The sequence below is a fragment of the Shewanella sp. S1-58-MNA-CIBAN-0166 genome, assembly GCF_040310085.1.
In the GTDB taxonomy this organism is placed as follows: Bacteria; Pseudomonadota; Gammaproteobacteria; order Enterobacterales; family Shewanellaceae; genus Shewanella.
The window spans coordinates 194,688-207,940 of the sequence record NZ_JBEOPN010000004.1 but is presented as its reverse complement, the minus strand read 5'-3'; the positions used below and the strand labels follow the sequence as shown (position 1 = coordinate 207,940).

11 protein-coding genes are annotated in these 13,253 nt (G+C 41.6%); 4 read left to right on the top strand and 7 right to left on the bottom strand.

Going from position 1 to position 13,253, the window contains the following annotated elements; genetic code table 11:
• Positions 1-216 precede the first annotated feature (216 nt).
• Both AAEY99_RS04735 and AAEY99_RS04730 read right to left on the bottom strand, forming a co-directional pair.
• Positions 217-483, bottom strand: a complete 267-nt coding sequence (locus AAEY99_RS04735) for an Lpp/OprI family alanine-zipper lipoprotein (RefSeq protein ID WP_011638433.1) — start codon at positions 481-483, stop codon at positions 217-219.
• Positions 484-751: 268 nt separating this feature from the next.
• Positions 752-1,996, bottom strand: coding sequence for a multifunctional CCA addition/repair protein (locus AAEY99_RS04730; RefSeq protein ID WP_351009383.1), 1,245 nt, complete (start codon positions 1,994-1,996; stop codon positions 752-754).
• Between the two features lie 130 nt (positions 1,997-2,126).
• On the opposite strand from AAEY99_RS04730, the gene AAEY99_RS04725 reads away from it, so the two are divergent.
• Together AAEY99_RS04725 and AAEY99_RS04720 are read left to right on the top strand one after the other, a co-directional pair.
• The gene (locus AAEY99_RS04725; protein ID WP_182744255.1) at positions 2,127-3,794 is read left to right on the top strand and encodes an ExeA family protein; all 1,668 of its coding nucleotides are present in this window, start codon (positions 2,127-2,129) and stop codon (positions 3,792-3,794) included.
• Positions 3,794-4,963, top strand: a complete 1,170-nt coding sequence (locus tag AAEY99_RS04720; protein ID WP_335692723.1) for a general secretion pathway protein GspB — start codon at positions 3,794-3,796, stop codon at positions 4,961-4,963. The genes AAEY99_RS04725 and AAEY99_RS04720 overlap by 1 nt, the downstream gene beginning before the upstream one ends.
• 78 nt (positions 4,964-5,041) lie before the next feature.
• Here AAEY99_RS04720 and nhaD read toward each other — a convergent pair whose 3' ends face one another.
• From nhaD to AAEY99_RS04700, 4 genes are all read right to left on the bottom strand, one after another.
• Positions 5,042-6,289 carry a sodium:proton antiporter NhaD gene (nhaD, locus tag AAEY99_RS04715; protein ID WP_335692725.1) on the bottom strand — a complete coding sequence of 416 codons (1,248 nt, stop codon included), beginning with the start codon at positions 6,287-6,289 and terminating at the stop codon, positions 5,042-5,044.
• 323 nt (positions 6,290-6,612) lie between these two features.
• Positions 6,613-7,899, bottom strand: coding sequence for a glutamate-1-semialdehyde 2,1-aminomutase (gene hemL / locus AAEY99_RS04710; RefSeq protein WP_162023705.1), 1,287 nt, complete (start codon positions 7,897-7,899; stop codon positions 6,613-6,615).
• Positions 7,900-7,925: 26 nt separating this feature from the next.
• Positions 7,926-8,945: an aspartate carbamoyltransferase gene (locus AAEY99_RS04705; protein ID WP_101088833.1), complete on the bottom strand. Its 1,020-nt coding sequence runs from the start codon at positions 8,943-8,945 to the stop codon at positions 7,926-7,928.
• Positions 8,946-9,459: 514 nt separating this feature from the next.
• Positions 9,460-11,184, bottom strand: coding sequence for a chloride channel protein (locus AAEY99_RS04700; RefSeq protein WP_351009380.1), 1,725 nt, complete (start codon positions 11,182-11,184; stop codon positions 9,460-9,462).
• Positions 11,185-11,505: 321 nt separating this feature from the next.
• Between AAEY99_RS04700 and AAEY99_RS04695 the strand changes: the two genes are divergently transcribed.
• Positions 11,506-12,279, top strand: coding sequence for a DUF6776 family protein (locus tag AAEY99_RS04695; protein ID WP_162023704.1), 774 nt, complete (start codon positions 11,506-11,508; stop codon positions 12,277-12,279).
• A 21-nt stretch (positions 12,280-12,300) separates the two neighbouring features.
• The gene (gene erpA, locus AAEY99_RS04690; protein WP_011638424.1) at positions 12,301-12,651 is read left to right on the top strand and encodes an iron-sulfur cluster insertion protein ErpA; all 351 of its coding nucleotides are present in this window, start codon (positions 12,301-12,303) and stop codon (positions 12,649-12,651) included.
• A gap of 137 nt (positions 12,652-12,788) precedes the next feature.
• On the opposite strand, the gene AAEY99_RS04685 is transcribed toward erpA, so the two are convergent.
• Positions 12,789-13,253, bottom strand: a complete 465-nt coding sequence (locus tag AAEY99_RS04685; protein ID WP_182744259.1) for a hypothetical protein — start codon at positions 13,251-13,253, stop codon at positions 12,789-12,791.

The following is a 13,253-nucleotide window of genomic DNA, read 5'->3' as shown; positions in this document are numbered from 1 at the left end:
ACCGCTTGATACCGCTTGATACCGCTTGATACCGCTTGATACCGCTTGATACCGCTTGATACCGCTTGATACCGCTTGATACCGCTTACTATTACTTTTCTACGCGAAGCACAAATAATTAAGGCTTGATGTTGAAGTACTACTTAGAGTAGTGGTATCAACAATCAAGCCCTAATAATCAACCTATGTAAATAAGCTAATTTTTAATAACTATTCTTACTTTTTGTAAGAAGAAGCCATGTTGTCTAAACGGTCGTTAGCACGTTTAGCTTCGGCTTGTGCGTCCATAGAAGCAGCTTTAGCGCCTTTAACATCAGCAGATAGCTTGCTTTGCTCAGACTTTAAAGAACCAACTTGTGCTGATAGTTGATCAACTTTGTTACCTAGGTTTGCTACGCTTTCTTCTAAAGCAGTAGTGTTAGCACAACCACCTAATAAAGCAGTCATCGCAACACCAGCAATCATCAGTACTTTCTTGTTCATGGGTAAATCCCTTAATATATAGGTTGTTAAATAGTGCAACGGCATGTGCCTTTGCAACGGCGTAATTATGTCACAGATTTTTTTATTTGCTATAGGCAAATATAAGATTGTTCATTTAAAATAGCGAAATAAATGAAAATTGCAAGTCTACCGGGCCAAAAGCATCATTAATTGCCGAATTTATATAAATCTTAGTGATTTATTGCTTATTCCCTGTTAAAAAATGCTTTTTTCCGCTTTTTTTCATAAAACCCTAAATAGGCAATAGCTAATGTAGCTGCTTGCTTTCAATGTATTGTATTTTATAGTTATTAATCGTTTCGGCTCGATTTAGCTGAAGTTGACTTTTAATCTGTGATCCTTGGTAACCCGCGGCAATAATCGATTGCACATCGACGTTGCTCGCTAACTCATAGCAATGTAGTAAATATTCGGCTTGTGGATAGGGTGCTTGTTCAAATCCAGTTCGTCCTCTTAAGTCGCCATGACAACATAATAGTAGCTCTGTTAAGCGTTGAGGTTTTCGCCAAAAATCACCTTTATCAAATAATTTGACGATGGTTTCTGCTCTTAGTTCAAACGCGTTATGAATGTTTTGGTGTTGATCGCTGACTAATAATGCTAAATCACGGTATTCGTTTGGCACTCTAATTCGTTCACAAAGCTTTTTAATGACCGGCAAACCTTTCTGCCCGTGGCCATAATGCTTCGGCCAATCTTGTTTTGGGGTCAACGCTTTACCTAGATCGTGAACTAGAGCGGCAAAACGTACTGCTTTGTTGTCACTTAACAGACTCGTTTGCTCGAGAACCATGAGGGTATGAATACCGGTGTCTATTTCAGGATGCCACTTTTCAGGTTGTGGCACGCCAAACAACGCATCAATTTCAGGAAATAACACTGTTAATGCTTGGCATTGCTTTAATACATTGAAAAAAACCTGCGGACTTTGACTGCTTAATGCTTTATCACATTCTTGCCATACGCGTTCTGGGGTGAGGTGATCTAATTCACCGCTATTAGCTATGTCGGTCATTAACTGTAAGGTTTCAGGTGCAATAGTAAACCCTAAGTGGTGAAATCGAGCGGCAAAACGAGCCACTCGTAACACGCGTAAAGGATCTTCAACAAAGGCATCTGACACATGGCGAAGTATTTTAGCGTTAATGTCTGCAATACCGTGGAACGGGTCCGTCAGTGTGCCGTGCTCATCTTGCGCGATGGCATTAATGGTTAAATCACGGCGCAATAAGTCTTCGGCGAGGGTGACATCTTTATTGGCGTCACAACTGAAACCTTGATAACCCTTACCGGTTTTTCGTTCTGTTCTGGCTAACGCATATTCTTGCTGAGTTTTAGGGTGTAAAAAAACAGGAAAGTCTTTACCGACTTGCTGATAACCCAATGTGAGCATTTCTTCTACGCTGCTGCCAACAACCACATAATCTTTATCAACGACAGTTTGTTTAAGAAGGGTATCGCGTACGGCCCCGCCTACTAAATAAATCTTCATGGCGTACCACAACGTGTAATAATAAGTTGCTTAAATCTTATCAGAGTTAGATTTTTACGGCTAACTTTTGACAAGCTGTCATACAAGCATTAACGTGAGCCGTCAGTTTCAAATAAGGATTTTTGGTCGAATGTATAAAGCCTTCTATGGATTAAACGATAATCCATTTTCTATCGCACCTAACCCTCATTATATGTTCTTAAGTGACCGTCATCGTGAGGCGTTGGCTCATTTAACCTACGGCCTAGGTGAAACCGGTGGCTTTGTATTATTAACGGGTGAAGTCGGCACTGGAAAAACCACTGTTTCTCGCTGTCTATTACAACAAATACCCGATAATACCGACACCGCGTTTATTCTAAACCCATCGTTAACAGAGCTTGAACTCTTAGCCACCCTATGTGATGAGCTGGAAATTAAATACGGTGAAAATCCGACGTTAAAGCAGTTGACTGATTTAATCAGCATGTACTTACTGAATAATCACAAAAATGGTCGTAATACGGTGCTGATTATTGATGAAGCACAGCATTTGCGTTCGGAAGTATTAGAGCAGCTGCGTTTATTGACCAATCTAGAAACCAACACCAAAAAACTGCTGCAAGTGATTTTGATTGGCCAGCCAGAATTACAACAACTGCTAAAGCGTCAAGACTTACGTCAGTTAGCACAGCGGATCACCGCTCGCTATCATTTATTACCGCTAAATAAAGATGAAATTGCTCTATATGTGTTGCACCGTTTGCAGGTTGCCGGTAGGCATGAACCGCTATTTACACGTAAGGCGATAACCGCGTTACATAAACATTCTGGCGGTATTCCGCGTTTAACCAACTTATTATGTGAACGTGCATTAATGGCTGGTTATGGGCAAGCTAAGGTTCCGATCGATCACAAAATGGTTAATCAAGCTGCGGTCGAAGTATTGGGTGATATTGATGTACCAGGCGATAAACGCTGGCCATTTATTGCCGCTACTGCGTTGGTGCTCGCTTTTGGTTTATCATTTTATCTGTTTAATCGTTCAGCCATTGAAAACAATATGAATGCGAATGCGGCGATAGCAGATGTTCAAGCGCAATCTAGCCTAGCCAATCAAACGCCTGCAGTTATGCCTAGCCAGATAAACCAAGCTGCACAAACTCAACAAGTACAAGCAGCAACTCCAGTTGCCAATGCACAACAACAAATTATGCGCCAAGCAATGCTACAAAGCAGTAGCATTGATAATGCCTTTGCCGGATTATTTGGCTTGTGGAATAAACAGCCTATTATCGGCTTGTCTGCCTGCCAAGCTGCGCAGCAACAAGATTTAGCCTGTTATCAGCAACAAGGTAATTGGCACAGTATTATGCGTCTTAATTACCCCGCAGTTGTTTACTTGCAAGATACGCAAACGAACGTGTTTTATGGCGTAATTGTTGAGCGTCAAGCCGAACAGATTTTATTGCAACTGGGCGAGCAACAATTTTGGGTGAATAAAGATTGGTTTGACCGCCACTTTAGCGGCACTTTTGAAATTTTGTGGCAACCAGATAGTGTCTTGCCGCGTGAGATTGGTCAGTCCTCTAGCTTGGCACAAGTGCAATGGCTCGAAAATAGCTTAGCGTTAGTCAACAAGCGACGTGCACGGCTACTGACGCAGTTTGATAGTGATTTAGAGCAACAATTAATGAATTTTCAACGTCAGCATGGGTTAAAGCCAGATGGTATAGCAGGCAATCAGACTTTGGTGCAACTTAACTTATATTTGAGCCAGCAAGGCCCACGTTTAAGTGCCTCTGAGGTGCGCAGTTAATGTCAATTTTATTAGATGCGGTTAACCGTAAAAAGCAGCAACAAGGTGATGTTGTCGATATTATGTCGACGCAGCCGCCTCAATATACATCGCAATCTAACAGCTCAAATAAGTTGAATAAGTATAGTGTATTGGCTGTAGCCATTGCTTTGGGCATTGGCGCTGCATGGGGCATGAGTGTGCTATTACAGTCACCGTCTGCATCGTTATCAACTATCCAGCATAATGGCGTTAATGCACAACAAACTGTCACGGCGCCAGTTGCTGTTGTTACACCACATAAAACACCTGAAGCATTAGCCGGTAACAAAAATGAATCTGCGGTACAAAATAACGATGATATTCGTTTAGCGGGTAAGGTGGCATTACCTATTGCCAAACCTTTCAATACGAATGCAATGAACACGCAAGCGGCAAGTTATAATAACAATGGTTACGCTGAGTCTTCTGGTGTGAATGAACCATATCTGCAAGCAAATGATGGCCAGCGCAATTTTCAACAAGCTAACTCCCAGCAATTCAACTCTCAACAATTTAGCTCTCAACAAACCAACGCCCAACAAGCCAATTTTCAGCAACCAAGCTATCAGCAGCAAGCAGGTTATGAACAGGATAATTATCAAAGCGGGCAAGATAGCAGCGTTGATGAATATCAGACACAAGAGAGCAATCGTCAACAGGCGCAGCAGCAAGAAGCTATTGCATTGGGTGCTAAGGCTAATCGCCGAGGTTTAGCAGAGCTTGAGGCATTGCGCTTGCAAGTAAATGCTGCCGCAGAAGACGTCGATTTTGCCTCTGTTAAAGCACCATCAATTAAAGAGCAGAGTAATTTGATTGCTGCGTTTGAAACTGCGCTTAAAGACGTTGAATATGAACAGTCGGCGAATCAGCAAGTGACGTCAGCAAAATTAGATCCTATCCCTCGACCTTCCAATCAGCAAATTCCTAAGTATGGTGACTTACCCGCGAGTGTGCAGTTGCAAGTACCGGAGTTTAATATTAATGCTCATGTGTATTCGACAGAACCAAGTAACCGTTGGTTAAATGTCGATGGGGTAGAATTACAACAGGGCGATATGATCAAGAATAAGCTGACGATTGTAGAAATTCGTCCTCGAGATATCGTATTAGAAATTGATGGTGAGCAATTTAGAGTGCCAGCAATTTAAGGCGATGTTGGAATGTTAGGCATAAAACAAAGGCGCTATTAGCGCCTTTGTTTTATCTGAAAAACCCTCGTACTAATATTAGCCGTGAATGTTATTGGCTAAAAACAGCGTTAATCCATAACCTATGCAGTAGCATAATAGTAATGCTGGAACATATTTTAAGTAGCTTACGAATGTCAGTTCTTCAACTTTACTCATCGCGATGATGCCAGATGCCGAACCGATGATTAATAACGATCCGCCTACACCAACCGAATAAGTTAAGCCTAACCATTGTGCTGTTGTCAGTACGGGATCTGCTTTTAATAATGCTGCGGTTAATGGCACGTTGTCTAATAATGCAGAACCGACACCGGTAAAGAAGTTAGAAATGCTTGGGTTATACATGCCATAGACTTCTGTTAATAGGTTAAGCGTACCAATCTCTTTAAGCATACCAACCAGTAACAAGATACCTAAGAAGAACAGCAGGGTATCGAACTCAACTTGGCGAATGTATTCTAATACCTGAACTTCTTCGGTTTTACTCTTATGGGTAGTGCCGACTAAGAACATTACTGATAAACCGAATAAAAAGGTCAATACCGGTGGAATACCAAACAGCACGTTAAGTACCATGGTTAATACGATGGTGGTGAAGAAAATCAAGCCAATGACGATATCAACGGTATTGTAGTTTTGCTCAATTGGCGATGTGCTCACATGCCCTTCGGCTTTGAGTGAGAACAATATTGCTAGGATCATAACGCTGATGCTGGCAGGAATGAACAGAATTAATAATTCAGAAATATGCACTTTACCGGCAAGGAAAATCATCAGAGTCGTTACATCGCCGGTGATTAATGCAACCCCACCAGAGTTCACCGCAAAGATAATGAGCACTGCCATACGGCGACGCATTTGTTTGTCTAAATTAAAGGTGGTCAGTAAACCTAACGACACCAGTGTGGCTGTCACGTTGTCACAAAAAGTCGACAGTACTAATGAAAACATCCCAACTTGTATCATCAACATGCGAACAGATACTTGCTGCGGAAATATTTTTTGCACCAGTACTTGGATCATACCTTTAGCGTTAAGGTAAGCAACAAAGGTCATAGTAGACATTAAAAACAGCCATAAGGTGGCAATTTCTAATAAGTTTTCATTGAGTTCGTCACCGACCAGTTTACTTTTCTCTGGGCTACCAGAGGCAATAAATAAGGTGATCCAAGCAATACAGCCAAGGAACAGGGTGGTTTTGGCTTTATTAATATGGGTAATTTCTTCGAGCACGATACTTAACAGCGCAAGCACTGCAAGTGAGATAAGAAAGGTATGTAGCATGACTGCAATTCCAACTTTGTGTTGTAGGTAATCAACATCATTACCATGAATTTTTGCTAACCTAATTCAGCCTTTTTTTTAAGGTTCAATTAAGCTTTCCGTTTGGCGGGGCGATCACATCACACCACGGGCATTTTCGCAATATAGATCACAGTTTTTTCGTCAATTATCGACCAAAGTCGTGGATAAAATAATTAACACAGAGAAAGGTAATAGGAATTTGTTAACATAAATAAAAATAGGATAAACAACGTAGTTATTTATCCTATTTTTGTTACCAACAGTTTGCTTAACCTAAAAAGAGGTTAACTGATGAAGTTGAGCTATTTCATTGCCGCAAAAACGCGATCAACAGCAGCTAAAGTATATTCAATTTCAGCATCACCATGAGCCATAGACATGAAGCCTGCTTCATAAGCACTTGGCGCTAAATAAATACCTTCATCTAACATGGCATGGTAGAAATGACGGAAATGCTCCATGTTGCATTTTGTGACTTGGGCAAATGACGTCATTGGCGTGTTATCTTCAGTAAAGAAGAAACCAAACATGCCGCCCACATAAGTAATATTTAATGGAATACCATGTTTGTCTGCTGCGGCTTTAAAGCCTTCAGCAACACGTTTAGTTTTGTCTGCAAGCGCTTCATACAAACCGGGTTCACATAAAGCGTCCATTTGCGCTAAACCTGCAGTCATTGCAATTGGGTTACCTGATAATGTACCCGCTTGATAGACTGGACCTGTTGGTGCGATAAATTGCATAACGTCTTTACGGCCACCAAATGCGCCTACAGGCATGCCACCACCAATGACCTTACCAAGTGTGGTTAAGTCTGGCGTTACGCCATAGTGACCTTGTGCGCCACTCATAGAGACACGAAAGCCCGTCATCACTTCATCGATAATCAATAATGCACCGAATTCGTCACAAATTGTACGTAAGCCTTGTAAAAAACCTTCTACTGGCGGGATACAGTTCATGTTGCCCGCAACGGGTTCAAGGATGATACAAGCGATATTGTCTGGGTTCTGTTCAAATATAGCGCGTACAGAATCAAGGTCGTTATACGTCGCGGTTAAAGTGTGCTTGGCAAAGTCTTCTGGAATACCAGGTGAACTTGGCTGGCCTAACGTTAATGCGCCTGATCCCGCTTTAACCAACAAGCAGTCAGCATGACCGTGGTAGCAACCTTCAAACTTTAAAATATCATCACGGTTAGTAAATCCACGGGCTAAACGGATTGCACTCATGGTAGCTTCGGTGCCCGAACTTACCATACGAACTTGTTCCATCGATGGCACCATTGAAATGACTTTTTCAGCCATTTTTACTTCAAGTTCAGTCGGTGCGCCAAATGATAAGCCGTTTTCGACAGCAGCTAACACTGCTTGACGAATTTTAGGATGATTATGGCCTAAAATCATCGGTCCCCATGAACCCACATAGTCGACATACTTTTTGCCATCGGCATCAAAAATATAAGCGCCATCAGCTTTTTCAATGAACAAAGGTGAACCACCGACACCATTAAAGGCACGTACAGGTGAGTTAACGCCACCAGGAATGGTTTTTTTAGCCTGTTCAAATAAAACTTCGGAACGGGTCATGTCTAATCCTTAATATTGTGTGCCAATTATCTATCGGCTTTACGTGAATACCAGTTTACTGGGCACTCATACTTTTCGAGTTGGTTTTCAACTCCAAGTGTTAATGCAAAAAGTGCCATACGTATAAGTAAGCCGTTGTCGGCTTGTCTAAAAATAGCCAAACTTGGATGGCTGTTTAAATCATTGTCGAGTTCATTTGCTTGCGCGCGTGAATCACGAGGTAATGGATGCATAATCACCGTATTTGATTTGCAATGTTGCGTATAAATATTGTGATTTAAGCGAAACTTACCCCGGTATTTATTGGCTTCTTCCTGTGACGGAAAGCGCTCTTCTTGAATACGGGTAAGATATAAAATATCCGCGTTATGTAAATTACCTTCAAGTTGTTCGGTTATTGTGATCTTATGGCCAGCATTTTCAATGTCGGCGATCACATAGTCAGGCATTGCTAGCTCACTTGGCGATATCAATGTGAACTTAATGTCCTTATGCATACAAAGTAAGCGCGAAAGTGAATGCACAGTGCGACCATATTTTAAGTCACCTACCATGGCAATATGCATACCATCGATACCCATACCTGAATGGCTTAATTCTTTTTTGATGGTAAATAAGTCCAGCAAGGCTTGAGTTGGATGTTCATTTGGTCCATCACCGCCATTGATCACTGGCACTCGGCTGCCTTCAGCAAACTCTTTGACGGAGTAGGCATCTGGGTGACGCATGGCAATCACATCTGAGTAAGTTGATAGTACTCTAGCCGTGTCATACAAGGACTCGCCTTTTGATAATGACGATGATGCCATTCCGGTGGTTTCTCGTACATGTCCGCCAAGCAAATTGAAAGCGCAGCCAAAGCTGACACGAGTACGGGTGCTAGGTTCAAAAAAAAGATTGCCTAAAATGGCACCTTCCAACACTTTGGTGCGTTTTTCACGCAAAGCATAAGGGGTCATTTTGTTAGCAACATTAAAAATAGTGTTAATCGAATCCAGATCTAACTGGCTTACTGAAAGGATATGTGAACCTTCGAACTGTGTCATCAGCCTGATTTCCAAAGTTTAGGGGCAAAATATTCACCAGAACAGCATGCTATTTTACCGTATTATTATATAGGGCATTATATAGAGTGTTATATAGGTTATGTGTAGGGTGGCTGAGGCAAAATTGTAGCAGAAAAGAACTGCCAGATAAATATAATAACCGTGCTGAACTTTGAGATTCACTTGCTGCTATGAAGAACATTCGCAGGGCTTTAGTTTACTTTTTAATGGAATTAAGTTGCGCGCCTTTATGACTCATTCAGCACTGAATGAGCGGCATACTGACCGAGCTACCTCAAATTTCATTGTGCTATAGCAGCCCTTGTATGGGTTAATGAATATTTGTTAAAGCATTTCGTCTCACTATTTAAGCTGTCTAACTTGCTAATAAAATTATCGCTTTCAAGGTGTTAATACGTATTGTTAGCCAATAGACCTATTTTGAAAATAGGTTGATTGAATAGGTACATTCCTTCTTCACTCGGTGAGAGCTTATACCGAGGATAGGCTGGGACTATACCTGCCCGGAGCGGATTTCTTGAAGTAAATTAGCCCAACTTATTACCCCAACGACTTTCTGATTAGTGCCTCGATAGATATACACTTCACCGGAGCGTTTCGCGACCAGCGCTTCATAAGCTTCATTTAGGGTGGCCGTGTCTGGTAACCCCGGCATAGGGAGGCGTGATAGCGTGGTTGAATCTTCAAATGACTGCATTTCAAGGCGCAGCATTTCAATTTCTCCCTCAGCATTACGCACTAGTACTGGGCGACCTGCTGCCCGTTTGAGTACTTCAAGTAGCAGTTCGTCATCATCATTAACAATGACAAAGCGTTTATCCATCAGTACCCTCACACCTTTCTTTTGTAGCCCTTGGTTAAGCGGAGCAATTTTGTAACCAAGCCCCATAATATCAAGTTGTTTTAGCAAGATAGAATTGGTATTAAATCCCTGATACGCCACCAAAAATGCTGGGATGGTGACAAACATGGCCGGTAAAATAATCGAAGCATCGTTGGTTAATTCAAGTAATGCAACTAATGCTGCTAGGGGCGCACTCAGGCAAACCCCCATCATCGCCGTCATCCCAATCACGGTATATAAGCCAACATAAGGCGCAATTGACGGGAATATTAGGCTACTGACTAGAGCTAGAATTGCTCCGATTAAGGCGCCAATACCATAGAGCGGACCGATAAGTCCGCCTGGTACGCCAAAGCCAATAGCAGCAATGGTCGCCAACATTTTTGCTAATAACAGCGCGATTAAAAACAACAAACTAGGATGCTCACTAATGGCTTCATTGATGGCAAAATCGCCTGAGCCTAATGCCTGTGGCATGACTAAACCAACTAGAGTGGTGACTGCTGCAGCAATGAGCAGACGATAAATTAATGGCCAGTGCTGGCCAGTGGCAGTGACTTTCATCAGTGAAAAGTTAAACAGGGCAGCGACACATCCCAGCGCAAGTCCGCCAATGAGTAAAATAGGATAATGATCGAGTGGAATGTGGATCACATTGATCAAATCGTATTCGTGAATATTACCAAATACAAGTTGGCTTGATACCGCGCCGCAAATAGCAGATAGCATAATAGGGAAAAAGTAATGAATTTTGTACTCTCGTACAATGACTTCAAATACAAACAAAACCGCAGCCAGCGGTGCGTTAAAGGTGGCAGCAATACCCGCGGCAATACCACTAGCACACATAATGCGCACGCTATTGTCTGGTAACGAGAACTTCTCAGCCATAACACTTGCGCTCACCGCACCTAAGTGAATCGCTGGGCCTTCTTTTCCGACAGAAAAATTGGTCATCAGTGCGATTAATGCTTGAAAAAACTGTCCAGCAGCTGATTGAAGCGGTACCTTACCGTAGTGCAATTTAAATCGATGCAATACATAAGCAATGCCCATGCGCCGGTAACGCTTTGACCCCAACAATGACAGCAACCAAATAAGCAGCGCGCCGATTAAAGGTAAGTAAGAGCGCCAATCGCTTAAGGTTGAGCTAAGGCTCATGGAATCTGCATGCAGATATTGTTCTGCCCACACCAAGCTTAACCGGAATAAGATAATCACTAATGAGGCGATGATGGCAAATAACAGTGCGAGTGCACAAAGTTGCACACTAATTTTAGCCTGAGATAACTTATCTCTAAATTCGTTACGTAGATATTTGCGCGTAGTTCTTTTGGCGTGAATAATAGCGGCTTTATTTATCTTAAATTGCACGGTTTGACTCTAAAGTCTGTTGATATTTTAGGGTTATGTTTGGCAATTTTTTATTGATTGACCGATAACGCGTATGTGTCATGTTATGACTCTCCATCAATTTGCACTAACGCCTTTTAACAGGTCAAAGTACTGCCTGCGCATGTTTTTTAGCTCTTTACGTTGGCTGGTAAAGCTTTATTTGGCAAGCAAATTATTATCATTAGAACCTTATTTACAATGCATAGGATTTGAACAAGATGTTAAGCTCTACAGAAATATAAGCCCTAAGCAAATAAGCTTCATCAAGCATACTGTATTTTATTAAAAGGTTGTAACGTAATGTTAAATTATCACCGCTGGTTAGACAGACTGCAAGTTTTAGAACGCAAAAACCGGACATCAAGCATATACTTAATAGGGTTAATGGTAGTGTGTTTTTTGCTGGGAGCGATAAGTTTTAACCTATGGCTTTCATTTGCACCAGAGGCTACACCAAATAGCGCCAGTGGTAAGCGTAAATTATTGCAAGAACTAGAGACTCAAGCGCAAGCGCTTGCCAGTCGAAATTTAGCCTTAAGTATTGCTGATAATGCCAACAAAGAAATGCAAGAAATGTTTAGTCAGCAATTATCTGCACAGAAAGCGTTAGAAAAAGAATTAGCATTTTATCGCAGTGTTATGGTTACCGATGCTGATGTTGAAGGGGTGGCAATTCATGGAGTGGAATTATCTCAAGGTGTAGCTCCCGAGCAATATCAGTTACGACTAATCTTAACTCAGTTGCAAAAACGCAAAGTAAAAGTGAAAACCAACGCCACTGTATTGTTGCTTGGCACACTAAATAACCAGCCGGCCGAACTGTCTTTGAGCAAGTTAATTAATAAAAAGCTGGATTTTGAGTTTAATTATTTTCAAATAATGGACAGCGATTTTGTGCTGCCAAGTGGTTTTAATTTACAACGAATTATGGTTAAAGTGAAGGTCGCTGCGAGTCGTGGGGTGAAAGGCGGGGAGATTGAACAAGTCTTTAATGTGCCAGAGCTGTTGATGGGTGAAAAAGAACTGCGGGTAATACTTGAACAAAATAGTCAGGTAAAGGATAATTCTCAGTAGACACCGAAGTAAGAGGTAGTAATGACTGAACAAGTTGATGCAACAATGCCGATCCAATTTACCGATGCGGCGGCGATAAAAGTAAAAGGTCTGTTAGAAGAAGAACAGAATCCTGAATTAAAGCTACGTGTATATGTAACAGGTGGCGGTTGCTCTGGTTTCCAGTATGGCTTTACATTCGATGAAAAAGTCAACGAAGGTGATTTCACCATTGAAAAGCAAGGTGTGCAGTTGGTTGTTGATCCAATGAGTCTTCAGTACCTTGTTGGTGGTGAAGTGGATTATACATCGGGTCTTGAAGGTTCACGCTTTTTTGTTAAAAACCCTAATGCGACCACCACATGTGGCTGCGGGGCTAGTTTCTCGGTGTAATGAGTCTTACAGCAGCGATAAACCACGCGATAAATGAGATAACAATCTCACTGTAGAATGGATTTATATAATAAAAAGCCGTCTTTCGACGGCTTTTTTGATTTCTGGACAACATCTCTAAATAATACAACCGATGATTAGCTACTCATAATGTTGAGGTTCATCCGCGGTTTAAACCACGCTTTCACTTTGGCATTAAAGCTAATCCACACTTGTATAATACCTAGGGTAATCAGCACTGAGTATATAAGCCAATCAGGCACTACGGCTTGAAATAAACCAAAATCAAATGTCGTTGGTCCGGCAACCAAATTATCTGGGTCATACATTATGATCGGTAATAGGCTATACAACAGCAGTTGCAACAGACAATAAACCCGCAGTAGATATAAACCTGCTTTCTGGCGACCGATAATTGCCAATACCATCATCAAGGTCAAAATGCATAACATTGCACTTAACTCTGATAGTGAGCTGGCGGCCATTAATCCACTGACAGACGATAATGTATAAATAACCATTAAACCGATAAGTCGTTTTGGTAAACGTGGTTTGACCGTTACTTTATCTATTTGGTTTGATTCCGAGCTGATTATTGTCAT

What these genes read in the sequence shown, in the direction of transcription:
- AAEY99_RS04735 (WP_011638433.1), bottom strand. Translation starts at nt 483, where the DNA reads ATGAACAAGAAAGTACTGATGATTGCTGGTGTTGCGATGACTGCTTTA.
- AAEY99_RS04730 (WP_351009383.1), bottom strand. Translation starts at nt 1,996, where the DNA reads ATGAAGATTTATTTAGTAGGCGGGGCCGTACGCGATACCCTTCTTAAA.
- AAEY99_RS04725 (WP_182744255.1), top strand. Translation starts at nt 2,127, where the DNA reads ATGTATAAAGCCTTCTATGGATTAAACGATAATCCATTTTCTATCGCA.
- AAEY99_RS04720 (WP_335692723.1), top strand. Translation starts at nt 3,794, where the DNA reads ATGTCAATTTTATTAGATGCGGTTAACCGTAAAAAGCAGCAACAAGGT.
- nhaD (WP_335692725.1), bottom strand. Translation starts at nt 6,289, where the DNA reads ATGCTACATACCTTTCTTATCTCACTTGCAGTGCTTGCGCTGTTAAGT.
- hemL (WP_162023705.1), bottom strand. Translation starts at nt 7,899, where the DNA reads ATGACCCGTTCCGAAGTTTTATTTGAACAGGCTAAAAAAACCATTCCT.
- AAEY99_RS04705 (WP_101088833.1), bottom strand. Translation starts at nt 8,945, where the DNA reads ATGACACAGTTCGAAGGTTCACATATCCTTTCAGTAAGCCAGTTAGAT.
- AAEY99_RS04695 (WP_162023704.1), top strand. Translation starts at nt 11,506, where the DNA reads ATGTTAAATTATCACCGCTGGTTAGACAGACTGCAAGTTTTAGAACGC.
- erpA (WP_011638424.1), top strand. Translation starts at nt 12,301, where the DNA reads ATGACTGAACAAGTTGATGCAACAATGCCGATCCAATTTACCGATGCG.
- AAEY99_RS04685 (WP_182744259.1), bottom strand. Translation starts at nt 13,253, where the DNA reads ATGACAATAATCAGCTCGGAATCAAACCAAATAGATAAAGTAACGGTC.